Genomic DNA, 23,737 nt, shown 5'->3' with positions numbered 1-23,737 from the left:
ACCGATGTTCAGGAGCATCGTGCCATAACACTCCTTACACCGTCGATGACGTATATCCGCCGGTTCGCCCGGACCGGCAGTGGAATGCCGGGTCTGACGGCGGCGGGGACTAGGATTCCCGGAGTGAGCTGGCAGTCGGCCGGGGCGGGACTCGGCGGAAGCGGAACCTCGGGGGGCGGCGCGGCCGGGAGCGATCTGTTCACGGCCGTCGAGGGCAACGTGCGTGAGCTGGTGGCCTCGCCGTGGTGGCGGTCGGCGCCCCCGCCCCAGCGCGCCGAGCAGGTGCGGGCCCGGATGCTGTGGGGCTCGGGCGAGTGGTGGCTGTTCGGGGCCTGGGGCCGCTGGTACCGGTGCGGCCTGGACGGCGCCTGGCACCCCTGCCCGCCGCCGGGCGACCCGGCCGAGCGCCGCGCCGCCGCCCCCGCGCCGCCGGGCGCGGGCACCCCGCCGATCCCGCCGCAGCTGCTGCCCACCGGCCCCGACCTGGCCGCCGGGCGCATGGCGCCGCTGGGGTTCCTGGGACCGCTGCCCGACACCGGGGTGGTGGCGCGGGTGTCGCAGGCCATCACCACCGCGCTGGCGGTCAACCCGGCGCAGTTCGCCCAGCAGGACCCGATGTTCCAGCCGGGCACGCCCAGCACCGTCGCCGCCGCCTGGGGCGCGCTGCTGTGGTGCGCGGGCTCGCCGGTGGCGCTGACCGACCATCCGCTGATCGAGTCGTTCGTGCCGTTCCTGACCACGCCCGCCGAGCGGCTGCACTGGATGATGCCGCCGGACTTCTCCACCCTGGCCGGGTACTACATCAACCGGCTGGGCGCCGGCGACGGCGGCGGCGCCGCGCACCTGGCGCGGGTGATGTACGAGGTCGCGGTCGGGTTGCAGGGCGACGAGCGGTTCCGGCCCGGCGCCGACGCGCTGGCGGCGGTGACGGCGACCTCGCTGCGCTACGTCCACCAGGACATGGCCACGGTGCGCTACGGCCCGGCGGCGGTGCTCCAGGAGTGGCGGCGGCGCTGCCCGCCGGAGCTGGCGGCGCCGATGCTGCGCGACACCTCCCCCGGCGAGTACCTGCTGCTGGCGCTGTACGACCTCCAGCAGATCGTGGCGGGGCTGACCGGCGCGGCGTTCGGCGGGGCGCTGGCGCAGGTCCCCGGCCGCGGGCACGACCGGGTGCGGCACGCGGGGCTGGCGGTGCTGGCAGCCGACCTGCAGGCCGCGCCGGGGGTGCTCCCGGCGCTGCAACGGTGGATGGACCCCGACGGGGCGCGCACGCTCCAGGCGGTGCTGACCGATCCGGCGCACCCGCTGCGGGTGCTGTGGCCGCGCGACGGGCGGCTGCCGGAGGCGCTGCGGTCGGCCGACGCCGACGCGCTGGCGGCGCTGCTGGCCACCACCTACACCCTCGGCCTGACCTGGTGCCGGCTGGCGCAGGTGCCGCCCCCGGCCACGGGGTTCGCGGTGCCGCAGGCGGTGGCGGCGGAGCTGACCAGCCCCGCCATGCACACCCCGCCCTCCACCGACGAGCTCAGCGCCTGGGACATCATCAAGGCGGCGCGCGAGCACCTGGCGGCCCAGCGCGAGGCCGACGCGCCCGGCGGCCCCGGTGCTCCCGGCCTTCCCGGTGGCCCGGACGCGCCACCGATGCCGGACCGGCCGGTGGCGCCGGGCCGCGGGGACGAGCCTCCGTCCCCTCCGCCCGCGGTCGCCCCGATGGAACCGCCCGCTCCGCCGCCGGTGCCGCAGTCCCCGGGTTTCGGCGCGGAACCGGCTCCTCCGGCCCCGCAGCCCGTCCCGCACCCCGCGCCGCCGCCGGGCGCGCAGCCGCTCCCGCCCTCCGCGGCGCCGGGGGCGGGTGAGCCGGTGTGGCCGTCGGACGCCGACGCCACGCAACTGGACCCCGATCCGTTCCGCACGCAGCTGGATCCGGCGGGTCCGGCCCCGCAGCCGGACCTGCCGCCCCCGCCGCCGCCGGTGGACCCGCCGCCGCCCGCTCCCCCGCCGAGTCCCGCGCCCGGCACCGGGCCGCAGGTCGTCGAGGTGCACGGGATCCGCTTCGTGTGCGGCGCCGACGACATCGAGCGGGTGGTGACCGAGGTGCGGCGGCGCGGCAAGTGGGCGCGGCGGCTGCGCGGCCAGGAGGTGTCCAGCGCGTCGGTCCCGGCGCTGCTGCTGATCGGGGCGCCGTCCAGCGGGCAGCGCCGGCTGGCGCGGATGGTGGCGCGGGCGCTGGCGGAGGTGGAGGTCTCCAGCGGCCAGGTGCACGGCGTGCACGTCGACGAGCTGCGCGAACGCGGCCCGTCGGGGCTGGGCGCGGTGCTGGAGGAGCACGCCGGGCACGTGCTGCTGGTGGACGGGCTGGAGGACCTGCTGCTGGATCCGGCGCAGGGCCGCGCCTACGCCCAGACCCTCTACCGGGCGCGGCTGGAGGGCGTCAGCGAGACCGCGCTGCTGGGCACGTGCGCGCCCGAGAGGGTGGGCGAGCTGACGGCGGCGTCGCCGGAGCTGGTGAGCGATCTGCGGGCGGTGCGGCTGCCGGACTTCTCCGACGCGCGGGTGCGGGCGGAGCTGCTGGGCCTGCTGGCCGAGGAGCGGCGGGTGCGGCTGGCCGGGGACGCCTGGGAGGTGGTGCACCGGGAGATCGGGGCGCTGCGGGGGCGCGGACGGCTGACCGGGGCCCGGCTGGTGGAGGCGTACCTGGACCGGGCGGTGACGCGTCATCTGGGTCGCGCGGAGGCCACGCGGGCGATCGGGAACGCGGGGGCGCTGATGCTGGCGGCCGCCGATGTGGCGGGGCTGGCCGAGGAGCTGTCGAGGCCCTGAGGTCCGGCGCCGGCCGGGGGCCTCAGCGCCGGCCGTTGGGGTGGTGGTCGCCGCCGAGCAGGCGGGTGAACCAGACGGTCTTGCCCGGGGGTTCGGGGCGGATGCCGAAGTCGGTGGCCAGGGCGGCGACCAGCAGCAGGCCGCGGCCGTCCTCGGACCAGTCGGTCAGGGCGGGCCCGGGGCCGGGCGGGGCGGGGGCGGCGGGGCCGGCGTCGTGGATCTCGCCGGTCAGCAGCGGCCCGGCCAGGCGAAGGCGCAGGCGGACCGGGGCGGTGCCGTGCAGGACCGCGTTGGTGATCAGTTCGTCGACCATCAGGACGATGTCGTCGACGGCGGTGCGGTCGGTGGTGCGGTCGCGCAGGACGCGGAGGGTGAACGCGCGGGCGTGGGCGGCGGCGCGCAGGTCGGGGGGCGGTTCCCAGCCGGTCTCCCACACGGCCTCCCATGCGGGCCGGGCGGCCGGTCCCGCGCCGTGGGGTGGGTCCCCGGTGGCGTCGCCCCTGTCGTCCGCCCCCTGGCCGTCCGCCGTCTGGCCGCCCGACGCCGCGCGGGCGTCGCCGGCCGTCCCGAGGTCGGATCGGCCGCCGCCCAGGGCGTTCCCCATGATGGAGCGGCCTTCGACCCCCAGCTGGTTCGTTCCCAATGCCCCGACTCCTCACCTGTACCGGTTTCCGCTGGTCAGTGCTGTTGTCAAGCTTGTTCCCGGCCTGCGCGCGGCGATGGGGCCGCGTGCCCAGATCTGGCCGGACCGGGAGTGCCCCGTGGCGGCGGCGACCGGGTTGTCTGTCCCGGCCGCACCGGCGCTCCCGAGGGGGTGCGCCGCCGGCGGCGACCGTGAGCGGGCCGGGCTTTCCCCGCTTCCGTCGATATAGGTGACGCTCCCGGTTCGGGGGTGGTGCACGCTCGCAGCAAACCCTCACTCCGGGGTGAGGTGCGCCACGCCGCGGCGGACAGGTGGCGGGAGCACTGCCGGGTTGCCGTTATGGTGGGTGTGTCGGTGTGGCATGTGTCCCCCGGGCTCTACCCAACGCCTTCGAGGAATACCGCCGGTCCCCTGTGGTCCGGGCTGGAGCTTCGTTGTGCCTTTCGCCGTGAGGCGACCACCACACCGGCTTGACGTCGAAGGCCCGGTGCCCCCTCAGGGGGCGCCGGGCCTTCGGCGTTGTCCGGGTGTCAGGTGAAGGTGACGACGATCGCGCCGAGCAGGGCGACCAGGGCGCCGGTGGCCGCCAGGATCACGGCCGCCAGGAGCTGGAGCCGGCGTCCGCGCCGGTCCTGGCCGAGGGTTGACAGGCGATGGGCCAGCCGCGGGTCCTCCTCGCTGAGCCGGTGTTCGATCTCGGCGAGGAGTCGCCGCTCCTCCATCGACAGCGCCATGCTTCTACCTCCGGGGGGCGGTCAGGTGCGGTATTCCTGCCCTGGCGCGGTGGGTTTTATCCCCCGGTGAAGGTCACTGTTGAGGGACTGTGATCTTGATGGAGCGGGTGGGGGTGGACTCGCGGTACAGGCGGTCCAGGGCGGTGACGGTGTAGGTGTAGGTCCGTCCGGGTTTGGCGGTGGGGTCGACGACACCGCCGGGCTGCCCGCCGCCCGCCTGCCCGCCGCGGACGGTGGTGAGCAGGGTGGCGGGGTCGACGGGGGCGCAACCGGAACGGGCGCCGTCGGTGCGGTAGACGGCGTAGGAGGTGGCGTTGGGCGAGGGGTTCCAGCGGATGGTGACGCCCTTGGCCGCGGTGTTGGCACCGGTGCGGCCCTCGCGGTCGGCGGTGGTGGCGGTGAGGCCGTGCGCGGGCGCGGGGGCCGGGGTGGCGGCGGCGCGGTCGCGGCCGGCGACCAGGGGCGGGATGGCGGGACGGCCGTAGTGGTCGGCGCGCAGGCGGCTGGCGAAGCCGCGCCTGTCGGCGACCAGGTCGTCCGCGCTGAAGTACACGTCACCGCGGACCTGGGGGTAGCGGGTGTTGAGGGCCAGGTGGCGCGACAGCTCGTCGGGGCGCTTCCAGACCTTGTCCTCGCCGACGCGGTAGCCGGCCTGGCCGATGGTCAGCTGCACGTCGGTCCCGGCGACCTGGCGGGACCACCAGTCGACCAGGGTGGCGTAGTCGGCGCGCGCGTCGCCGATCGGCCAGTACAGCTGGGGGGTGATGTAGTCGACCCAGCCCTTGCGGATCCAGGTGCGGGTGTCGGCGTACTGGGCGTCGTAGCTCTGCAGGGCGTTGGTGTCCGACCCGGCGGGGTCGGTGGTCTTGTTGCGCCACACGCCGAAGGGGCTGATGCCGAACCGCACCCAGGGCTTGGCGCGGCGGATCTTGGCGGACAGGGTCTGGACGAGGGTGTCGACGTTGCGGCGCCGCCAGTCGGCCAGTTTCGCGCCGCCGCCGTGGGCGCGGTAGGTCGCCTGGTCGGGGTACTCGGACCTGCCGTCGGGATAGGGGTAGAAGTAGTCGTCGAAGTGGACGGCGTCGATGTCGTACTTGGTGACCACGTCCATGACGGCGTTGGTGGCCAGCTCGCGGACCTGGGGCAGGCCGGGGTCGTACCACATGCCGTCGCCGTACTTGCGGACCCAGTCGGGGTGGCGGCGGGCGGGGCTGTTGGGGGCCAGCTTCTTCAGGTCGGTGTGGCGGGCGACGCGGTAGGGGTTGAACCAGGCGTGGAACTCCAGGTCGCGGGCGTGCGCTTCGTCGATCATGAAGCGGAGCACGTCGTAGCCGGGGTCCTTGCCGGGCGTGCCGGTGATCCACTGGGACCAGGGCTCGTGGGGCGAGGGGTAGAACGCGTCGGAGTTGGGCCGGATCTGCACGAACACGGCGTTGAGGTTGAGGCTCTTGGCGGTGTCGAGCAGGCGGCGGAAGTCGGCGCGCTGGCGGTCGGCGCCGGCCTTGGGGTCCTTGGGCCAGTCGATGTTGGCGACGGTGGCGATCCACATGCCGCGCAGCTGCCGGGCGCGCGAGTCGCCGGGGGCGCGGACGGCGGCGCACTCGGCGCGCGCGTTGCCGGGGGCGGCGGCGGTGCCGCCGGGACGGTCGTCGTCGGTGCCGCCGAGGGCGGGCACGCACGCGGTGGCCGCCGTCACGGCCAGCGCTCCGGCGGTCAGGGCCCGCGCCGTGCGGGCGCGGGCGGCCGCGGGGGGACGGGCGGCGCGGGTGCGCGTGAGGCGGTCCGACTCGCTGCTGGCCGGAGCCGGGTGGGCAGGGGCGTTGCGGGTGCGGGGTCGCCAAGTCATAGCAGGCCATTGTTACCTACCGGCCGGGATGCTGCGGACGGAACGCCGATGCCCGCCTGATACGCGTTTGGCCGGAAAGTGGCCCTGTGGAAGTGGCCGCGAACCGCCTCGCCAGCGGACATAAAGGGCCCGTGAAGATTTTTTCAAACATCCCGTGGCGGCCGTCACATCTAACAGGGTGTCCGGCCCACCACGCCACGGATCGCTTTCCACGGAGCCTGCCATGAACGCCACCGAGCGCCACCGCCCCTCCCCCTCCCGCACCGCCGCCACCGTCACCGCCGTCATCCCGACCCTCAACGAGGCCGACAACCTGCGATGGCTGCTGCCGCGGCTGACCGGGGTCGACGAGATCGTCATCGTGGACGGCGAGTCCACCGACGGGTCGGCCGAGGTCGCCGCGGCGCTGCGTCCCGACGCGGTGATCATCAGCCAGCCGCCGCGCGGCAAGGGCGCGGCCCTGCAGGCCGGGTTCGCCGCCGCGACCGGCGACGTGATCGTCATGCTGGACGCCGACGGCAGCATGGACCCCGCCGAGATCGGGTCGTTCGTGGCCCTGGTGGAGCGCGGGTTCGACTTCGTCAAGGGCTCGCGGTACGCCTGCGGCGGCGGGTCGGAGGACCTGACGTTCCTGCGCCGCACCGGCAACCGGTGGCTGACCCGCCTGGCCAACACCCTGTACCGGACCGACTGGAGCGACCTGTGCTACGGGTACGTGGCGCTGCGCCGCGACGCGGTGGCGACGCTGCGGCTGCGGTCGACCGGGTTCGAGATCGAGACCGAGATGTGCGTCAACGCCGTCACCACCGGCCTGCGGATCGCCGAGGTCGCCAGCTTCGAGGGCAACCGCCTGTTCGGCGAGTCGCACCTGAACACCTGGCGGGACGGGTGGCGGGTGCTGAAGATGATGGTCGGCAGCCGGATGCGTCCGGTCCGCGCCTCCCAGGAGCACGACGAGCACGTCGTCCCCGAGCCGGTCCGGCTGCCCGCCGGGGTGGCCGCCTGACGGTTCGCGGCGCGGTCAGCGACCGCGTGTGCGTGGGCGTGGAGGGCCCCGGTCCGTTGCGGCGGACCGGGGCCCTTTCGCATGCCCGGGGCCGTGGTCAGGGCTGGTTGAAGCGCAGATGGTTGCCGAACGGGTCGACGAGGGTGAGGCAGGTGCCGATCTCGTCGTGTTCGAGGCCGGGGTTCAGGAACGGGTGGTCCTTGGCGGTCAGCTCGGCGTGCAGGTCTTTCACGCCGCGCGTCTCGACGTAGACGGTGGTGCCCGGGGTGCCGTCGCCGTGGTGCTGGCTGAGGTGCAGCACCAGCGCGCCGCGCGAGACCTGGAGGTAACGAGGCCCCTGCTCGCCGGTGCGGTGTTCCCAGTCCAGGGTGCAGCCGAGGTAGTCCAGGTAGAACGCGCGGGCGGCGTCCAGGTCGTAGACGCGCAGGATCGGCACGGGCGGAGTGAAGGCGACGGTCATGGGCCCACTGTGCCAGCCGGGTGTGACACATCGGGCGCGCGGGACGGGTGGGTCAGGCGGGTTCGGCGTCGAGTTCGACGGGTTCGGCGATGACGTCGACCATGGCGTCGTTGCGCAGGACGGTGATGGACAGGGGACGGCCGATGGCGTCGGCGAACATCAGGCGTTGCAGGCTCTGGGCCTGGTGGACGGGGGTTCCGGCGGCGGTGAGGACCAGGTCGCCGCGGCGGAGCCCGGCGCGGTCGGCGGGGCTGGCGGGCATGACCTGCTCGATGCGCAGGGCGTGGGGCTGGCCGAGGCGGTCGCGCAGGCGGGCGGGGACGGGGACGGGGGTGGCGACCAGCCCGAGGTAGGCGCGGCGGACGCGGCCGTCGGCCATGAGCGCGGCGATGATGCGGCGGGTGGTGGCGTTGACGGGGACGGCCAGGCCCAGGCCGATTCCGGCCACGGCGGTGTTGACGCCGACGACGCGGCCGCGGGCGTCGGCCAGGGCGCCGCCGGAGTTGCCGGGGTTGAGGGCGGCGTCGGTCTGGATGACGTCCTCGATGACGCGGACGGCGGTGCCGCTGCGGGTGGGCAGGGAGCGTCCGAGGGCGGACACGACGCCGGCGGTGACCGATCCGGTGAGGCCCAGGGGGTTGCCGACGGCGACGACGAGCTGCCCGACGACCAGGCGGTCGCTGTCGCCGAGCGGGGCGGGGTCGGGGGCGTCGCCGCCGGCGCGGATCACGGCCAGGTCCGACAGCGGATCGGTGCCCACGACGGTGAAGGGGGTGGTGGTGCCGTCGGCGAAGGCGGCCTGGCCGGTGCGGGCGCGGCCGACGACGTGGGCGTTGGTGAGCAGGAACCCGTCGGCGGTGAACACCACGGCCGAGCCGGTGCCCTCACCACGACGGTGCCGGACCCGCAGGGCGGCGACACGGGGCGTCAGGTCGCGGGCGACGGCGGAGACGGTCGCGGAGTAGGCGTCGAGAGGCTCGGGGAAGCCCTCGGAACGGCCGGTCCGGTCGGGGTCGGAGTCGTGGTCGTGGGGTTGGGGGATCATGGCACCTCCCGATGATTACAACGTTACATCGCAAGTCGGAAAGGTGAACGCCGCCGGCCCCACCAACGCCCCCAAGGTGCACAGCGCGGTGGTGAACGCAGCGCGGTGATACAGGAGGGGATGGGTGCAGGGGGGTGTGGGGGTGGTGTTGGGTCAGCGGAGGGTGGAGAGGCCGCCGTCGACGTGCAGGACCTGGCCGGTGATGTAGGAGGAGCGGCCCGACAGCAGGAAGACGGCGGCGTCGGCGACCTCCCAGGCGCTGCCCTGGCGGGCCAGGGGGATGAGTCGGGTGATCTTGTCGCGGTCGGTGTTGCCGGCGGCGGCGGCGCGGCCCATGACGGTGTCGATGAGGCCGGGGGCGATCACGTTGGCGCGCACGCCGTGCGGGGCGGCCTCGGCGGCGACGTGGCGGGCCAGGCCGTTGAGGCCCGCCTTGGAGGCGTCGTAGGAGGGAGAGGAGCTGCCGGGCTTGGTGCCGGCCAGCGAGCCGACGAACACCAGGGCCGCGCCGCCGGGCAGCAGCGGCAGCGCGGCCCTGGCGATCAGGAACGGGGCGCGCAGGTTGACGGCCATCACCTGTTCCCAGTCGTCCAGGGTGGTGCCGGACAGGCCGAGGCCGACGCCGATGCCGGCGTTGACGACGACGCCGTCCAGGCCGTCCATGCGGGTGGCGGCCTGGGCGACCATGGCGGCGCAGGCGTCGGGGTCGGCGACGTCGGCGCGCAGCACGTGGGCGCGGCCACCGTCCTCGGTGATCTGCTTGACGGTCGTGGCGGCGGCGGTGTCGTCGAGGTCGGCGCAGGTCACCTCGGCGCCCTCGCGGGCGGCGGCCACGGCGATGGCGCGGCCGTTGCCGACGGGGGGATCGGGATCGGGGCTGGGGCGGGTTCCGGCGCCGACGACCAGGACGCGGCGGCCGGCGAGCAGGCGGTGGTCGGGCATGGCCGGAACCCTAACGGCGCGGCGGTCCGGCCGACAGGCCCGATCGGACCGGCCGACAATGCTGATCATGGGCGGCGGTCTCGTTAGGGTCGGGGGTATGGAAGCAGTGCGCACGGAGACCGGCGAGGGCGCGGAGGCGGACGTGGTGGAGCGGGTCGCCGGGGTGGGCGGCGAGCTGGTGCTGCGCCGCGCCGGGACCGACTTCGAGATCATCAGCAACGGGATGTTCCTCATGGACACCCGCAACGGGGAGTCCGAACGGCTGCTGGTGCGCGCGGCGCTGGAGGGGCTGGACGGGCCGGCGCGGTTGCTGATCGGCGGGCTGGGGGTGGGGTTCTCGCTGGCCGAGGCGGTCGCGCATCCGGCGGTGGCGCACGTGACGGTGGTGGAACGGGAACCGGCGGTGATCGCCTGGCACCGCGGCGTGCTGCGGCCGTTCTCGCGGGACGCGCTGGAGGACGGGCGGGTGGAGGTGGTGTGCGCCGACCTGGTCGACTGGATCGCCGGCTCCGACGGCGCGTTCGACGCGTTGTGCCTGGACATCGACAACGGCCCGGACTGGACGGTCACCCCCGGCAACGCCCGGCTGTACGGGGGCGGCGGGCTGGCGGCGTTGGAACGGCGGATGAGCGGGCGCGGGAGGCTGGCGTTCTGGAGCGCGGGCGCCGCCCCGGCGTTCGAACGGGCGCTGCGCGACCGCTTCGGCGGGGTGCGGGCGGTGCCGGTCCCGGTGCCGCGCGGCGAACCCGACGTGATCTACCTGGCGCACCGGTAGAAAGCCCAGGTGAACGCCGGTTTCGATGCGAAATGGGCGGGACCCACAAAGGCGGGGCGGTCGAATCTGTGGACCGCGTGATCCCCACCCGCCGAGCGGTTCGCTAGGTTTCGACCTGACACAACCGTTTTGGAGGGTTCTGTGGCTACTGCTCACGCCGCCGCCGGGCGGCGCACCGCCGTTCTGGGCGACCTGCTCCCGGCTTCCCTGACCCGCGACGTGGCCCTGGTGCTCGGTTCGGCCGTCCTGGTGGGCGTCGCCGCCCAGATCTCCGTGCCGATCCCCGGCACCCCCGTCCCGGTCAGCCTCCAGCCGTTCGCGGTGCTGCTGGCCGGGGCCGCCCTGGGCGCGGGCCGCGCCGCCCTGGGCATGCTGGTCTACCTGCTGGCCGGGATCGCCGGGATGCCGTGGTTCGCCGAGGGCGCCTCCGGCGTCTCGATGCCCAGCCTCGGCTACGTGCTGGGCTTCGTGCTGGCCGCCGCCGTCGTCGGCCACCTGGCCCGGCGCGGCGGCGACCGCACCCCGCTGCGCACCGTCGGCACCATGCTGGTGGGCACCGCCCTGATCTACGCGGTCGGCGTCCCCTACCTGATGGCCGCGGTCCACGTCGACCTGGCCAAGGCGATCAGCATGGGCGTCACGCCGTTCCTGCTCGGCGACGCCCTGAAGGTGCTGCTGGCCGCGGGCCTGCTGCCGGGCGCCTGGAAGCTGCTGGGCGAGCGCCGCTGACCCTCCCCTTCGGCAAGGGCGCGCCGCCCCCGCGACCGCCGGGGCGGCGCGCCCTTCGCGTTCCCCCGCCTCCCCCGCGGGAATGGGCGTGACGTGCGGGAACGTTGAATGCGCCGCACCGCCGCCCCCGCCGTGCCCTCGGGCGGCACTGTGGCGCACACCTCAGCATCAGCACCCACCCCGCCTGTTTGAACGGGTTCAAATCTCCCGTAGAGTGGCACCGTGAAGCTCGCCGTGACCGCTCCGGAACGCCTCCACGTCCGCACCGTCCCGGTCGCCGACCCAGGCGACCTGATCGCGCGGCTTCCCCATCCCGCCGGGCAGGCCTGGGTCCGCCACGGCGAGGGCATCGTCGGCTGGGGCGAGGCCGCCCGCCTGCGCCTGCCCGGGGGCCCCGACCGCTTCACCCGCGCCGACCGCTGGCTGCGCGACCTGTTCGCCTCCGCGGCCATCGACGACCCCGTCCGCCTGCCCGGCACCGGCCCGGTCGCGTTCGGCAGCTTCGGCTTCGACCCCAAGTCCCCCGACTCGGTCCTGATCGTCCCCCGCTGGGTCGTCGGCCGCCGCGACGGGCAGGCCTGGCTCACCACCATCGGCGACGACACCGATCCCCTCGCCCTGGTCCACCCGCCCACCGCGCCGACCCGCCTGACCTGGAACGACGGCGCCCTGTCGGCTCCGGCCTGGCAGCAGGCCGTGGCCGCCGCCGTCGACCGCATCACCACCGGCGCCCTCGGCAAGGTGGTGCTGGCCCGCGACCTGTACGCCCGCGCCGACGAGCCCATCGACGCCCGCGTCCTGCTGTCCCGCCTGTCCGGCCGCTTCCCCGGCTGCTACACCTTCGCCGTCGCCGGGCTGGTCGGGGCCACCCCCGAGCTGCTCATCCGCCGCACCGGCGACACCGTCGAGTCCCTGGTGCTGGCCGGCACCACCGCCCGCGGCACCGGCCCCGCCGACGACGACGCCCGCGCCGCCCGCCTGGCCGCCTCCGCCAAGGACCTGTGCGAGCACGCCTACGCCGCCGAGATGGTCCGCGACGCCCTGGCGCCGCTGTGCACCGAGCTGACCGTTCCCGAACGGCCCGAGCTGCTGCGCCTGCCCAACGTCATGCACCTGGCCTCCCCCGTCCACGGACGCCTGGCCGACCACCGTTCGGTCCTGGAGGTCGTGGCCGCCCTCCACCCCACCCCCGCGGTCTGCGGCACCCCCACCGACACCGCCATGACCCTGATCCGCGAGCTGGAGGGCATGGACCGCGGCCGCTACGCCGGCCCCGTCGGCTGGGTCGACGCCCGCGGCGACGGCGAATGGGGCATCGCGCTGCGCTGCGCCGAGATCGACGGCACCCGCGCCCGCCTGTTCGCCGGGTGCGGCATCGTCGCCGACTCCGATCCCGCCGACGAGCTCACCGAGGCCCAGAACAAGTTCCGCGCCATGCAGTACGCGCTCGAAGGCTGACCCCGCCCGCGGGATCAGTCCCGCTGGCACCCCGGGCACCAGAACAGGTTCCGCCCCACCAGCACCTCCGTCCGCACCGGCGCGCCGCACACCAGGCACGGCAGCCCCGCCCGCCGGTACACGTACACCTCGCCCCCGTGGTCGTCCACGCGCGGCGGGCGTCCCATGGCCTCGGGCGTGTGCTCGGGCCGCACCGTGTCGATCCGCCCCGTCCGCACCCCCTCGGCCATCAGCGCCACCAGGTCGGCCCAGATCGCCTCCCAGCGTTCCCGCGACAGCTCCCGGCCCGGCAGGTCCGGGCGGACCCCCTGCCGGAACAGCACCTCCGCCCGGTAGATGTTGCCCGGCCCCGCCACCACCGACTGGTCCATCAGCAGCGCCGCGATCGAGGTGCGGCTCCGCGAGATCGCCCGCCACGCCCGGTCCGGATCGGCGTCGGGCCGCAACGGGTCCGGCCCCAGCCGGTCATACAGGCGCTTCACCTCGCCCGGCTCCAGCAGCTCGCACGTGTTGGGACCGCGCAGGTCGGCGTAGCCCTCCTCGCCCGCCAGCCGCAGCCGCACCGCGCCCGTCGGCGCGGGCGCGGGCGGCGGCCCGAACGCGTACTTGCCGTAGATCCCCAGGTGGACGTGCAGCCGCCGGTCGTCGCCGAAGTCCAGCATCAGGTGCTTCCCGGCGGCGCCCGCCCCGACCAGCGTCCGTCCGTCGATCAGCGCGGCGCCCTCGGCGAACCGGCCCTGCGGGCTCTCGGCCCGCACGACGCGCCCCTCGAACATCCGACGATGCTCGGCGGCCAACCGGTGGATGGTGTGTCCTTCAGGCATGCGCGTTACAACCCTCTGATCTCACGTGACGGGACGACGACCTGCTCGGGGGCGCCGCGCCTACGCTACGGCCCCTTCCGGTCGCGCTCCAACCCGCGCGATCGGGCCCGGCCGCCGGAGGGAGCGGGCGCGCCGGTCCCGGCGTCCGGGCCGGTGTCAGCGGAAGGTGAGCGGCACCCGCGTCGACGTCGCGTCGCTCCACCGCCGCAGCCGGTGGTTCGGGCTGGACAGCTCCCCCGGCGCACCGGTCAGCGGCCGGCGCGCGGACGCGAAGGCCGTGAACCGCGGCGTGCTCCCCTCCGGCGGGGGGCCGGTCGTGCTGCTGACCCGCACATGCCGGTCCGGCGGTCTCTCCGGCGGTCCGCCGTCCACCCACCAGGACGTCATCAGCACGGTGCCCGGCACCACGACGCCGAGCGCCGCCACGGCCCTCGCCATCGCGAAAGTCGCGGCCGTACCGGAAAGGGCCACGTGAAAACCGCCCTCGCCACGTCCAATTGCCGAGCCATGAAGGCGGGCGCCTCGCTCCGGAGCGGGCCCGGCGCGCCACCGGAACGTCCGGCCCGGTGGCCGCACGGCGCCCGGCCACCGGCCGTCACCCCGCACCGAATTCGCTTATCGACCGGCGGCGGTGAAATTTCGACGGAACTTTGATCCGGACTGGACGGCAGGCCGAGAAAGGCTCTCTGAACTGCTCTTACACCATTCCGGAGATGGCCGGGGAGCATCGGGGCGCCCATTGTCGGACGCCTCAGGAGAGGTCATCGTGACGGCACCACGAGCGCCTTTCCGAATGGCAGGTGTCCCCGCCCATGGCGAAGCTCCCGAAATTGCTCGTCGCCGTCCTGTCGACATTCCTCCTCGTCCTGACGGCAACGGCCCCGGCCCGGGCCGCGGCCCCCGACCCCACGTCCCAGCGGTACCTGGTCAGCGGGCCCAAGACGACCCAGCAGCGCAGCCAGGTCGCCCGTACCGGCGCAGCGATCGACGCCGTGCGCGCGGACGGGTCGCTGGAGATCAGCGCCATCCCGTCCGAGCTGAAGGAGATCAGGAAGCTCGGCCACACGGTGACGGCGCTGCCGTCGCCGACGTCCCATCCGCGCGCGGCGACCTCGTACCACACCCTCGCCGAGACGCTGGCCGAGCTGGACGCGGTCGTCGCGGCCTATCCCCAGATCGCGCGGAAGATCGCCATCGGCAAGTCCTACCAGGGCCGCGACATCGTCGGCGTGAAGATCAGCGACAACGTGGCGACCGACGAGAACGAGCCCGAGACCCTCTACATCGCCAACATCCACGCCCGCGAGCGGCTCACGGCCGAGCAGGCCCTGGACCTGATCGGGACCCTCACCCGGGGCTACGGCTCCAACACCCGGGTCACGAACCTGGTGGACTCCCGGGAGATGTGGATCTTCCCGGTCGTCAACCCCGACGGCCAGGTGTACGACATGACGTCCGACACCCAGCCGGGCCGGATGTGGCGCAAGAACCGGCAGCCCGCCCCGACCGACCTGAACCGCAACTTCCCCTACAGGTGGGGCTGCTGCGGCGGCTCGTCCGGCAACGTGTCCAGCGAGACCTACCGCGGCCCGAGCCCCGAGTCCGCGCCGGAGACCAGGGTGCTGACCAACTTCGTCAGGAGCCGGATCGTCGGCGGCCGGCAGCAGATCAAGCTGTTCCTGGACATCCACTCCTACGGCAACCTGGTGCTCTGGCCGTTCGGCTACACCTACAACAACACCGTCCCCGGCGCGATGTCGGCCGACGAGGAGGCCACGCACCGCACCATCGGCAGGCAGCTGGCCGCCAGCAACGGGTTCACCCCTCAGCAGTCCAGCGATCTCTACATCACCGACGGGACGACCGGCGACTGGACCTGGGGTGACCAGCGCATCTTCTCGTTCACCTATGAGCTCGGCGGTGGCGGCTTCTACCCGTCGCCGTCCCGCATCGACTCGCTGGTGGCCGGTGTCCGCGACTCGCTGCTGCTCCTGACCGAGTACGCCGACTGCCCCTACCGCGCGATCGGCAAGCAGGGCCAGTACTGCTCGGCCTGACGGCCACCAGGTGAGCGGGCCCTCCGGCCCGCCCCGGATCGGCAGGACTCGAAGCACCCGATCCCCTCGGGACCCATGGTCCCGGGGGGATCACTCGTTCCAAGGCCGCGGGGCGCCTGACGCGCGGCCGGCCGTCGCCGCTACTTCCGCAGCGGCGCCCCCGCCTCGTGCAGGTGGCCCAGCGCCAGCCGGTACGACTCCACCAGCCCCGTCTCGGTGTAGGGCAGCCCCACCGCCGCGCAGTGCTCACGCACCAGCGGCCGCGCCCGCCGCAGGTTGCACCGCGGCATCCCCGGGAACAGATGGTGCTCGATCTGGTAGTTCAACCCGCCCATCAGCCAGTCGACCACCACGCCGCCCCGCACGTTCCGCGACGTCAGCACCTGCCGCCGCATGTGGTCCCAGCGGTCCTCCGCCCCCGGCATCGCCATCCCCTTGTGGTTCGGCGCGAACACCGACCCCAGGTGCAACCCGAACAGCCCGTGGTGCAGCAGCATGAACGCCACCGCCTTCCCCGGCGACAGCAACGTGAAGACCAGCCCCACGTACCCGACCATGTGGGCCGTCAGCAGCCCCCCTTCAAGCAGCTGCTCGCGCCGCGGACGCCCCCGCAGGAACCGCAGGCTCCCCACCTTCAGGTTGAACCCCTCCAGCAGCAGCAGCGGGAAGAACAGCGCCGCCTGGTGCCGCTGCACCCACCGCAGCGCGCCCCGGCTCCGCGCCGCCTGCTCGTGCGTCCACGCCAGCACCCCCTCCCCCACGTCCGGGTCCTTGCCCACGTGGTTCGGATTGGCGTGGTGCCGGTTGTGCTTGTCGTTCCACCACCCGCGTCCCATCCCCAGCAGCAGGTTGCCCAGCACCAGCCCCAACGCCCGGTTCACGCGGTGCGACGCCGCGATCTGCCGGTGCCCCGAGTCATGCCCCAGGAACCCCGTGCGCCCCGACACCAGCGCCATCGGCACCGCCAACGCCAGCACCCACCACGACGCCCCCCACCACCAGACCGCCGCCCACAGCCCCACCGTCGCCGCCACGTTCCCGGCCGCCGCCCGCGCGTAGTACCCCCGCCGCCGTTCCAGCAGCCCCGCCGCGCGCACCTGCCGCACCAGCGGCCCGAAATCCCCGCCGACGGCCCGCCCACCCGTACTTCCGGCCGTCTCCCCGGCCACGGTCTCCACCGCGGTCTCCGCAGTCACGCTCACGAACCCTCCATCCACGATCCGGTGCCTGAACACTCCCAACCGCCGGACCGAACGGTCGCCCCACCACAGAGCCAACCCCTATCTGGCTCTCAGGTCCCGTCCGCGACCGAAGGCCGAGAACGCGACCAGCCTCGCCCCTCCTCCACCTCCACCGCAGGAGGGCTAGCACCCCATTTCCGGGGGACCCACCCCCACCCTCGCGCAGGAGGCGTAACCCCCCCTGCGTAAAACAAACGTCATGACCGCCCGATAAAGTCACCAACCATGAGCGAGCGCACGCGGTGGATCCAACTCGAAGGCGCGGTCAACGCCCGCGACCTGGGCGGCCTCCCCACGGCCGACGGACAAGAGACCCGACGCGGACGGGTCCTACGCGCCGACAACCTCCAGGACCTCACCGTCGCCGACCTCCGCGTCCTCCTCGACGACTACGCCCTCAAGAACGTCATCGACCTGCGCAGCCACCCCGAGGTCCGGCTGGAGGGCCCCGGCCCCCTCACCCGTACCCCCTCCGTCACCATCCACCACCTGTCCCTGTTCGCCGAAGGCGGCCGCCACACCGACGTCGCGGCCGACACCGCCCCCGGCGGCATCGACCTCGACCAGGTCCTCCCCTGGCAGCAACGCCCCCACCAGGACGATCCCGAACAGGAACGCTCCATCGGCCACTACCACGGCTACCTTCGCGACCGCGCCGACTCCATCGTCGCCGCCCTGCGCGTCATGGCCCGCACCGACGGCGCCGCCCTCGTCCACTGCGCCGCCGGAAAGGACCGCACCGGCGTCGTCTGCGCCCTCGCCCTGGACGTCGTCGGCGTCACCCGCGAGGCCATCGTCACCGACTACGCCCAGACCGGCGAACGCCTCCACGCCGTCCTCACCCGGCTGCGCAACAGCCCCACCTACGCCGCCGACCTGGACTCGCGTCCCGCCGACAGCCACCAGCCCCACGCCGCCATCATGGACAAGTTCCTCACCCGCCTCGACGAGGAGCACGGCGGCACCCTCCCCTGGCTCGCCCGGCACGGCTGGACCGACGAGGACACCGCCGCCCTCCGCGGCCGCCTGCTCGACTGACCCCGCGCCGGCCGACGGCGCGCGGACCCTCACCGGCCCGCGCGCCACCCGGCTTCTGCGCTGACGCCCGGGTCACGTGGTCAATCCCCAATGTCGGGTGGTGGTGCCGAGCCGCTCCACCCCTGAGGGTCGTGGTGAGACAGATGCGAACTCGACACCCCCTGGGGGATCACCATGGGCGACCGGGACAGGCGTTTCCGCGAGGCGAACGACTACGCGGCCCGCAACGGCTACGTGGCCGGGCTGCCCACCTTCCACCAGGCCGACCACGGCTCCGGTGTGGTCTACGGGACCTTCCTCGTCAAGCCGCGCAAGGCCGAGTTCCGGGACGCCCGACCCGCCGTTCGGCCACGACCGCCACCGCGACGAGTTCGTCGCCATCGGCGGGCTCAACCGTGACGGGGCCGAACTGAAACGGCTGCGGGGCCCGCTGGCCGCGTTCCTGCCGGCGCGGGCGGTGCACCGCTGGCGGCCGCTCATCGAACGCACCGTCCACCACCACCTGGACGACCTCGCCACCCGCGACGAACCCGACCTGCACTACCACTTCGCCGTGCCCGTCGTCACCGGCGTCTGCGCCCGCATCCTGGGGTTCGCCCCCGGCACGACGCGGAGCTGGCCGAGCGGATCGCCGCGCTGGCCAGCGGCCTTCCCCCCGCCGGGCCGGCCGTCCACCTCGACCGGATGAGCGAGCTGATCAGCGCCACCCTCGCCGACAAGATCCGCAATCCCGACGACACGCTGCTCGGCGTGCTGCGCGCCGAACTCAAGGCACGCGCCTGGACCGGATACGAGATCCTCAGCGTGACCATCACCCTGCTGACCGGACGCCCCGACCTGCGCCGCCTGCTCCACGCCCCCGACACCGGCCCCGCCCTGGTGGAGGAGCTACTGCGCTACCGCAACCCCATCAGCCACGGCCTGTGGCACTTCACCACCGCGCCCGTCGACATCGCCGGGACCACCATCCCCCAGGGCGCGGTCGTCGCCCCGGTCTTCAACGCCGCCAACCACGACCCCGCCGCCTTCCCCGACCTGGCCCTCACCATCCCGTTGGACCGGCTGCCCTGGCAGGCGGGCATCGTCGAGCGTGTCCCCCAGGCCCTTCCCGTTCGTCTCCGCTCACCGGCGCGCCCCTGACGGCCCGTCCGTCACCGTTCCGGGACGCACGACCTCCCGTTCGGGTGCGGCGGGCCGGCCGTCAGTCGGCCAGGGCGGTGCGGACGGCCTGGTGGGCCGCCCGGCGGAGTTCGGCGTGCAGGGCCGCGTTGGCCTCCCGGTCGGTGCGGGCCTCCACGATCCGCAACCCCTCCCCCGCGACCGCCTTGGACAGGTCGGCCGCCGACTCCAGGCGCCGGTACGGGATGCGGTGCGCGGCCGCGACGGCCTCCAGGTCCACCTGGTGCGGGGTGCCGAAGACCCGCTCGAACGGCCCCGGCAGCGTCGCCTGCGGCAGCAGCGAGAAGATCCCGCCGCCGGAGTTGTTGACCACCACGATCGCCAGGTCGGGACGCCGGTCCTCCGGGCCCAGGATCAGGCCGTTCTGGTCGTGCAGGAACGACAGGTCCCCCAGCAGCGCGTACGCGCGGCCCGAGTGGACCAGCGCCGCGCCCATCGCCGTGGACACCAGCCCGTCGATGCCCGACGCCCCCCGGTTCGCCATGATCCGGATGCCGCGGCGCGGCCGCATCACCTGGTCCAGGTCGCGGATCGGCATGGACGCCGCCACGAACAGCAGCGACCCGCCCGGCAGGCCCGCCACCAGGTCGCGGGCCAGGCGCGGTTCGGTGATCTCGGGGTGGGCGTCCAGGACCTCGTCCACGGCCGCCGCGGCGGCCAGGTCGGCGGCCCGCCACGACTTCAGCCACCCGTCGTCGCCCGACACCACCGGGATCTCCACGTCCTGGGCGACCTGGGTCGCCGACCGCACCGGGTCGGGCCAGCGCGCCAGGTCCGGTGACAGCACGATGTGCTCGTCGGCCCGCCGCAGCAGCGACAGCAGCGGCCGCGACAGCCCCGGTTTGCCGAGCGTCACCACCACCTCGGGCCGGTGCCGCTCGACGAACTCGGGCACCCCCAGCAGGAAGTGGTGCGCCGACAGCGCGTGGTCGCCGTAGCGGGCGTTGCCGTTGGGCTCGGCCAGCACCGGCCAGCCCGCCATCGACGCCGCCGCCACGTACCGCTTGACGTTGGCGGCGCCGTCGCCGACCACCAGCAGCCCGCGCCGGGTCGCCGGGACGTGCAGCACCGACCCCGGCGTCGCCGCCCGGATCTTCGTCCACGGCCCGCCGGTGTCGGAGTCCAGCGGCTCGCACCACGAGTCGTCGCCGTCGGGGATCAGCGGCTCGCGGAACGCGGCGTTCAGGTGCACCGGGCCCGGCACCGGCGCCTGCGCCAGCCCCCACGCCCGCGCCACCAGCGAACGCCAGTAGGCGACCATGCCGGGCCGGTTCTCCGGCGTCCCGACCTCGGTGCTCCACCGCACCGCCGTGCCGTACAGCTTGACCTGGTCGATCGTCTGGTTGGCGCCGGTGTCGCGCAGCTCGGGCGGCCGGTCGGCGGTGATCACGATGAGCGGGACGCCCGACTCGCTCGCCTCGATCACCGCCGGGTGGAAGTTGGCGGCGGCCGTCCCGGAGGTGCACACCAGCAGCACCGGCCGGGCCGACCGCTTGGCCATGCCCAGCCCCAGGAACGACGCCGACCGCTCGTCGACCCGCACGTGCAGCCGCAGCCGCCCGGCCTGCGCGGCGGCGTGCAGCGCCAGGGCCAGGGGAGCCGACCGCGACCCCGGGGCCAGCACCGCGTCGGTCATGCCGCAGCGCACCAGTTCGTCCACCAGGACGGTCGCCAGGGCGGTGGCGGGGTTCATGGGCGGGACTCTCCGATCACGGTCAGGCCTCCAGGGACGCGTGGGCGTCGGCGACGCGCCGCCGCCACCCCTCGTCCTCGATCTCGAAACGGCGCAGGGCGGCCTCGTCCACCTCCGGGCGGCGGACCGGCACGAACCCGCCCTCGGCCACCAGCGGGTCGCGCACCACATCGCCCTCCAGCAGCGACAGCGTCGCCAGGCCGCACGCGTACGGCAGCTCCGGCAGCGCGGCGGCCAGCGCCACGCCCGCCGCCAGCCCCACCGAGGTCTCCACCGCGCTGGACACCACCACCGGCAGCCCGGTGGCCTCGGCGACCCGCAGCGCGGCGGCGACCCCGCCCAGCGGCTGGACCTTCAGCACCGCCACGTCGGCGGCCCCGGCCGCCCTCACCCGCAACGGGTCCTCGGCGCGGCGGATCGACTCGTCGGCGGCGATCGGGACGTCCACCAGCAGCCGCACCCGCGCCAGCTCCTCCAGCGTCGCGCACGGCTGCTCGACGTACTCCAGGCCGAACCGGTCCAGGGTGCGGATCATCCGGGCGGCGTGGTCGACGTCCCAGGCGCCGTTGACGTCGATCCGCACCAGCCCGCCGGGGCCGATGGCGTCGCGCACCGCCTCCACGCGGGCGATGTCGTCGGCGTCGTCCTGGCCGCGCTCGGCGACCTTGACCTTGGCGGTGCGGCAGCCCGAGGCGCGCACGATCGCGTGCGCGCGCTCGGGGGCGACGGCGGGAACGGTCACGTTCACCGGGATCCGGTCGCGGACCGGCGCCGGCCAGCCGTCGCGGGCGGCCTCCCGGGCCGCCGCCAGCCAGCGCGCGGTCTCCGGCGGCCCGTACTCGGCGAACGGCGAGAACTCGCCCCACCCCGCCGGGCCGTGCAGCAGCACGCCCTGCCGCCGTGTGATGCCGCGGAACCTCGTCCGCATCGGGATCGAGTAGACCCGCACCCGAACCGTTCCCCCTGCCCTGCTCGAAGCCCTAGTAGTGCCACGGGTAGCGCGACCAGTCGGGGTCGCGCTTCTCCAGGAAGGAGTCCCTTCCCTCCGCCGCCTCGTCGGTCCCGTAGGCTAGCCGCGTCGCCTCCCCGGCGAACACCTGCTGCCCCACCAGACCGTCGTCGATCAGGTTGAAGGCGAACTTCAGCATCCGCTGCGCCGTCGGGCTCTTGCCGTTGATCTTCCGGGCCCACTCCAGCGCCGTCTTCTCCAGCTCGGCGTGCGGCACGACCGCGTTGACCATGCCCATCCGGTGCGCGTCCTCGGCGGTGTAGGTCTCGCCCAGGAAGAAGATCTCCCGCGCGAACTTCTGCCCCACCTGCCGCGCCAGGTACGCCGACCCGAACCCGCCGTCGAAGCTGGCCACGTCCGCGTCGGTCTGCTTGAACCGGGCGTGCTCGGCGCTGGCCAGCGTCAGGTCGCACACCACGTGCAGGCTGTGCCCGCCCCCGGCGGCCCACCCCGGCACCACGCAGATCACGACCTTGCCCATGAAGCGGATCAGCCGCTGCACCTCCAGGATGTGCAGCCGCCCCGCCCGCGCCGGGTCGATCGTGTCGGAGGTCTCCCCCTCGGCGTACTTGTAGCCGTCCCTGCCCCGGATGCGCTGGTCGCCGCCCGAGCAGAACGCCCACCCGCCGTCCCGGGGCGAGGGCCCGTTGCCGGTCAGGATCACACACCCCACGTCGCTGGACATCCGCGCGTGGTCCAGCGCCCGGTACAGCTCGTCCACGGTGTGCGGCCGGAACGCGTTGCGCACCTCCGGCCGGTCGAACGCGATCCGCACCGTGCCGTGGTCCACCGCACGGTGGTAGGTGATGTCGGTGAAGTCGAACCCCTCGACCACCTTCCACGCGTCCGGGTCGAACAACTCCGAAACCATGTGTCCCTCTCCCTGCCCGATCCCCTGGCCGGACCCGACGACCGGGCCCTCCCCCATCTAACCGCCTCACCGATTCGAACGCGTTCAGCGGGGTCGTCTACGCTGAACAGACCATGGATCGCCGCCTGCACGCCGTCGTGCTCCCGCCCGGCCCACGCCTGTTCGCCGCCCTGGCCGCCGCCCTCGACGGCACCGGTCCGGCGATCTGCCCGATCTCCCCCGACCTGCCCGGCCCCGCCCGCACCGCCCTGCTGGACGCCCTGGCCCCCCACGCCGTCGAGACCGCCGACGGCGTCACCCCCTACCGGCCCCGCAGCGCCTGCGCGCCGATCGCGGGCATCCCCGCCGGGCCCGACACCGCCGTGCTGATCGCCACCTCCGGCTCCACCGGCACCCCCAAGATCGTCGAGCTGTCGGCCCCGGCCCTGCGCGCCTCGGCCACCGCCACCCTCCAGCGCGTGCGCGCCGAACCCGGCGACCGCTGGCTGTGCTGCCTGCCCACCAGCCACATCGCCGGCGTCCAGGTCCTGGTCCGCGCCCTGGTCGCCGGCACCGAACCGGTCATCCAGCCCCGCTTCGACCCCACCGCCGTCGCCGACGCCGACGCCGCCCACCTGGCCGTCGTGCCCACCCAGCTGCGCCGCCTGCTGGACGCCGGAACCGACCTGTCGAAGTTCCGCTCCATCCTGCTCGGCGGCGCCGCCGCCCCCGACGGCCTGCTCACCGCCGCCCGCGAACGCGGCGCACGGGTCCTCACCACCTACGGCATGAGCGAGACCAGCGGCGGCTGCGTCTACGACGGCCTCCCCCTGGACGGCGTCCGCCTGGACATCGACGCCGAGGGCCGCATCCGCCTCGCCGGGCCCGTCCTGTTCACCGGCTACCGCCTGCGCCCCCGGCTCACCGCCTCGGTCCGCGACGGCGACTGGTTCGTCACCCGCGACCTCGGCGTCGTCGAGAACGGCCGCCTGCGCGTGCGCGGCCGCGTCGACGACGTCATCAACACCGGCGGCGAGAAGGTCGTCGCGGGCGAGGTCGCCGCCGCCCTGGCCCGCCACCCCGGGATCCGCGACGCCGTCGTCGTCGGCCGCCCCGACCCCGAGTGGGGCGAACGCGTCACCGCCGTCGTCGTCCCCGGCGACCACGCCCCCACCCTCGCCGAACTGCGCGACTGGATCCGGCGGACCATGCCCGCCTGCGCCGCCCCGCGCGAACTGGAACTGCTGCCGGAGATCCCGCTGCTCCCCTCCGGCAAGCCCGACCTGGAACGCCTCCGCCGCCCCTGACCCGGCCCCGCCCGCTCCCCCGCCCGGCCCTCCCGTGTCAGCGCCGCGGCGACGGGAATGACAGCCGTTGATCACGGGGGG

At 74.4% G+C, this 23,737-nt stretch carries 22 protein-coding genes; 10 read left to right on the top strand and 12 right to left on the bottom strand.

Annotation, left to right across the window (positions count from 1 at the left end; all coding sequences use genetic code 11):
* The first annotated feature begins 123 nt into the window (after positions 1-123).
* On the top strand, positions 124-2,820 hold the full coding sequence (locus tag HNR61_RS22520; protein ID WP_182845130.1) for a hypothetical protein: 2,697 nt from the start codon (positions 124-126) through the stop codon (positions 2,818-2,820).
* Positions 2,821-2,842: 22 nt separating this feature from the next.
* On the opposite strand, the gene HNR61_RS22515 is transcribed toward HNR61_RS22520, so the two are convergent.
* The 3 genes from HNR61_RS22515 to HNR61_RS49330 all read right to left on the bottom strand — a co-directional run bounded on the left by HNR61_RS22515 (position 2,843) and on the right by HNR61_RS49330 (position 6,043).
* The gene (locus HNR61_RS22515; RefSeq protein WP_182845129.1) at positions 2,843-3,463 is read right to left on the bottom strand and encodes an ATP-binding protein; all 621 of its coding nucleotides are present in this window, start codon (positions 3,461-3,463) and stop codon (positions 2,843-2,845) included.
* Between the two features lie 530 nt (positions 3,464-3,993).
* The gene (locus HNR61_RS22510) at positions 3,994-4,197 is read right to left on the bottom strand and encodes a DUF3040 domain-containing protein (RefSeq protein WP_182845128.1); all 204 of its coding nucleotides are present in this window, start codon (positions 4,195-4,197) and stop codon (positions 3,994-3,996) included.
* Between the two features lie 73 nt (positions 4,198-4,270).
* On the bottom strand, positions 4,271-6,043 hold the full coding sequence (locus HNR61_RS49330) for a glycoside hydrolase family 10-like protein (protein ID WP_182845127.1): 1,773 nt from the start codon (positions 6,041-6,043) through the stop codon (positions 4,271-4,273).
* A 223-nt stretch (positions 6,044-6,266) separates the two neighbouring features.
* Between HNR61_RS49330 and HNR61_RS22500 the strand changes: the two genes are divergently transcribed.
* Positions 6,267-7,049: a glycosyltransferase family 2 protein gene (locus HNR61_RS22500; protein ID WP_182845126.1), complete on the top strand. Its 783-nt coding sequence runs from the start codon at positions 6,267-6,269 to the stop codon at positions 7,047-7,049.
* Positions 7,050-7,146: 97 nt separating this feature from the next.
* On the opposite strand, the gene HNR61_RS22495 is transcribed toward HNR61_RS22500, so the two are convergent.
* The 3 genes from HNR61_RS22495 to HNR61_RS22485 all read right to left on the bottom strand — a co-directional run bounded on the left by HNR61_RS22495 (position 7,147) and on the right by HNR61_RS22485 (position 9,496).
* Positions 7,147-7,509 (bottom strand): glyoxalase superfamily protein, encoded by a 363-nt coding sequence (locus tag HNR61_RS22495; RefSeq protein ID WP_182845125.1) that lies wholly within the window; start codon positions 7,507-7,509, stop codon positions 7,147-7,149.
* Between the two features lie 52 nt (positions 7,510-7,561).
* Positions 7,562-8,554: a S1C family serine protease gene (locus HNR61_RS22490; RefSeq protein ID WP_182845124.1), complete on the bottom strand. Its 993-nt coding sequence runs from the start codon at positions 8,552-8,554 to the stop codon at positions 7,562-7,564.
* A gap of 153 nt (positions 8,555-8,707) precedes the next feature.
* On the bottom strand, positions 8,708-9,496 hold the full coding sequence (locus HNR61_RS22485) for an SDR family NAD(P)-dependent oxidoreductase (protein WP_182845123.1): 789 nt from the start codon (positions 9,494-9,496) through the stop codon (positions 8,708-8,710).
* A gap of 97 nt (positions 9,497-9,593) precedes the next feature.
* Between HNR61_RS22485 and HNR61_RS22480 the strand changes: the two genes are divergently transcribed.
* The 3 genes from HNR61_RS22480 to HNR61_RS22470 all read left to right on the top strand — a co-directional run bounded on the left by HNR61_RS22480 (position 9,594) and on the right by HNR61_RS22470 (position 12,458).
* A complete protein-coding gene (locus HNR61_RS22480) occupies positions 9,594-10,271 on the top strand; it encodes a spermine/spermidine synthase domain-containing protein (RefSeq protein WP_182845122.1) in 678 nt (225 codons plus the stop codon).
* 141 nt (positions 10,272-10,412) lie between these two features.
* The gene (locus HNR61_RS22475; RefSeq protein ID WP_182845121.1) at positions 10,413-11,000 is read left to right on the top strand and encodes a biotin transporter BioY; all 588 of its coding nucleotides are present in this window, start codon (positions 10,413-10,415) and stop codon (positions 10,998-11,000) included.
* Between the two features lie 222 nt (positions 11,001-11,222).
* Positions 11,223-12,458 carry an isochorismate synthase gene (locus HNR61_RS22470; RefSeq protein ID WP_182845120.1) on the top strand — a complete coding sequence of 412 codons (1,236 nt, stop codon included), beginning with the start codon at positions 11,223-11,225 and terminating at the stop codon, positions 12,456-12,458.
* Positions 12,459-12,472: 14 nt separating this feature from the next.
* On the opposite strand, the gene HNR61_RS22465 is transcribed toward HNR61_RS22470, so the two are convergent.
* The gene (locus HNR61_RS22465) at positions 12,473-13,282 is read right to left on the bottom strand and encodes an Fpg/Nei family DNA glycosylase (protein WP_182845119.1); all 810 of its coding nucleotides are present in this window, start codon (positions 13,280-13,282) and stop codon (positions 12,473-12,475) included.
* Positions 13,283-13,438: 156 nt separating this feature from the next.
* Positions 13,439-13,720, bottom strand: a complete 282-nt coding sequence (locus tag HNR61_RS22460; RefSeq protein WP_182845118.1) for a hypothetical protein — start codon at positions 13,718-13,720, stop codon at positions 13,439-13,441.
* A gap of 374 nt (positions 13,721-14,094) precedes the next feature.
* Here HNR61_RS22460 and HNR61_RS22455 point away from each other — a divergent pair, with 374 nt between their 5' ends.
* Positions 14,095-15,339 carry a M14 family metallopeptidase gene (locus HNR61_RS22455; protein ID WP_182845117.1) on the top strand — a complete coding sequence of 415 codons (1,245 nt, stop codon included), beginning with the start codon at positions 14,095-14,097 and terminating at the stop codon, positions 15,337-15,339.
* 140 nt (positions 15,340-15,479) lie between these two features.
* On the opposite strand, the gene HNR61_RS22450 is transcribed toward HNR61_RS22455, so the two are convergent.
* The gene (locus HNR61_RS22450; protein ID WP_312898031.1) at positions 15,480-16,541 is read right to left on the bottom strand and encodes a fatty acid desaturase family protein; all 1,062 of its coding nucleotides are present in this window, start codon (positions 16,539-16,541) and stop codon (positions 15,480-15,482) included.
* 264 nt (positions 16,542-16,805) lie between these two features.
* Between HNR61_RS22450 and HNR61_RS22445 the strand changes: the two genes are divergently transcribed.
* The 3 genes from HNR61_RS22445 (at position 16,806) to HNR61_RS22435 (ending at position 18,758) form a co-directional block, all read left to right on the top strand.
* Positions 16,806-17,618: a tyrosine-protein phosphatase gene (locus HNR61_RS22445; protein WP_182845116.1), complete on the top strand. Its 813-nt coding sequence runs from the start codon at positions 16,806-16,808 to the stop codon at positions 17,616-17,618.
* 277 nt (positions 17,619-17,895) lie between these two features.
* Positions 17,896-18,306 carry a cytochrome P450 family protein gene (locus tag HNR61_RS22440; protein ID WP_182845115.1) on the top strand — a complete coding sequence of 137 codons (411 nt, stop codon included), beginning with the start codon at positions 17,896-17,898 and terminating at the stop codon, positions 18,304-18,306.
* The gene (locus HNR61_RS22435) at positions 18,303-18,758 is read left to right on the top strand and encodes a cytochrome P450 (protein ID WP_182845114.1); all 456 of its coding nucleotides are present in this window, start codon (positions 18,303-18,305) and stop codon (positions 18,756-18,758) included. Before HNR61_RS22440 ends, HNR61_RS22435 begins: the two co-directional genes overlap by 4 nt.
* Before the next feature lie 61 nt (positions 18,759-18,819).
* Here the strand turns inward: HNR61_RS22435 and menD are convergent, their stop codons facing one another.
* From menD to HNR61_RS22420, 3 genes are read right to left on the bottom strand one after another with little or no spacing between them, the layout of a single operon-like run.
* A complete protein-coding gene (gene menD, locus HNR61_RS22430; RefSeq protein ID WP_182845113.1) occupies positions 18,820-20,490 on the bottom strand; it encodes a 2-succinyl-5-enolpyruvyl-6-hydroxy-3-cyclohexene-1-carboxylic-acid synthase in 1,671 nt (556 codons plus the stop codon).
* 22 nt (positions 20,491-20,512) lie between these two features.
* Positions 20,513-21,439, bottom strand: coding sequence for an o-succinylbenzoate synthase (locus tag HNR61_RS22425; RefSeq protein WP_182845112.1), 927 nt, complete (start codon positions 21,437-21,439; stop codon positions 20,513-20,515).
* A gap of 31 nt (positions 21,440-21,470) precedes the next feature.
* Entirely contained in the window at positions 21,471-22,370 is a 900-nt protein-coding gene (locus tag HNR61_RS22420; protein WP_182845111.1) for a 1,4-dihydroxy-2-naphthoyl-CoA synthase, read from the bottom strand.
* A 113-nt stretch (positions 22,371-22,483) separates the two neighbouring features.
* Here HNR61_RS22420 and HNR61_RS22415 point away from each other — a divergent pair, with 113 nt between their 5' ends.
* The gene (locus HNR61_RS22415) at positions 22,484-23,656 is read left to right on the top strand and encodes an AMP-binding protein (RefSeq protein ID WP_182845110.1); all 1,173 of its coding nucleotides are present in this window, start codon (positions 22,484-22,486) and stop codon (positions 23,654-23,656) included.
* Positions 23,657-23,737: the final 81 nt, after the last annotated feature.

It is taken from the genome of Actinomadura kijaniata (assembly GCF_014138665.1).
Classification (GTDB): domain Bacteria; phylum Actinomycetota; class Actinomycetes; order Streptosporangiales; family Streptosporangiaceae; genus Spirillospora; species Spirillospora kijaniata.
This window is presented reverse-complemented; position numbering and strand designations above follow the sequence as displayed.

Bases quoted from the DNA above. Each gene is read 5' to 3' on its own strand.
- HNR61_RS22415 (WP_182845110.1), top strand. From the start codon at position 22,484: ATGGATCGCCGCCTGCACGCCGTCGTGCTCCCGCCCGGCCCACGCCTG.
- HNR61_RS22485 (WP_182845123.1), bottom strand. From the start codon at position 9,496: ATGCCCGACCACCGCCTGCTCGCCGGCCGCCGCGTCCTGGTCGTCGGC.
- HNR61_RS22480 (WP_182845122.1), top strand. From the start codon at position 9,594: ATGGAAGCAGTGCGCACGGAGACCGGCGAGGGCGCGGAGGCGGACGTG.
- HNR61_RS22455 (WP_182845117.1), top strand. From the start codon at position 14,095: ATGGCGAAGCTCCCGAAATTGCTCGTCGCCGTCCTGTCGACATTCCTC.
- HNR61_RS49330 (WP_182845127.1), bottom strand. From the start codon at position 6,043: ATGACTTGGCGACCCCGCACCCGCAACGCCCCTGCCCACCCGGCTCCG.
- HNR61_RS22420 (WP_182845111.1), bottom strand. From the start codon at position 22,370: ATGGTTTCGGAGTTGTTCGACCCGGACGCGTGGAAGGTGGTCGAGGGG.
- HNR61_RS22495 (WP_182845125.1), bottom strand. From the start codon at position 7,509: ATGACCGTCGCCTTCACTCCGCCCGTGCCGATCCTGCGCGTCTACGAC.
- HNR61_RS22510 (WP_182845128.1), bottom strand. From the start codon at position 4,197: ATGGCGCTGTCGATGGAGGAGCGGCGACTCCTCGCCGAGATCGAACAC.
- menD (WP_182845113.1), bottom strand. From the start codon at position 20,490: ATGAACCCCGCCACCGCCCTGGCGACCGTCCTGGTGGACGAACTGGTG.
- HNR61_RS22460 (WP_182845118.1), bottom strand. From the start codon at position 13,720: ATGGCGAGGGCCGTGGCGGCGCTCGGCGTCGTGGTGCCGGGCACCGTG.
- HNR61_RS22500 (WP_182845126.1), top strand. From the start codon at position 6,267: ATGAACGCCACCGAGCGCCACCGCCCCTCCCCCTCCCGCACCGCCGCC.
- HNR61_RS22445 (WP_182845116.1), top strand. From the start codon at position 16,806: ATGAGCGAGCGCACGCGGTGGATCCAACTCGAAGGCGCGGTCAACGCC.
- HNR61_RS22435 (WP_182845114.1), top strand. From the start codon at position 18,303: ATGAGCGAGCTGATCAGCGCCACCCTCGCCGACAAGATCCGCAATCCC.
- HNR61_RS22465 (WP_182845119.1), bottom strand. From the start codon at position 13,282: ATGCCTGAAGGACACACCATCCACCGGTTGGCCGCCGAGCATCGTCGG.
- HNR61_RS22490 (WP_182845124.1), bottom strand. From the start codon at position 8,554: ATGATCCCCCAACCCCACGACCACGACTCCGACCCCGACCGGACCGGC.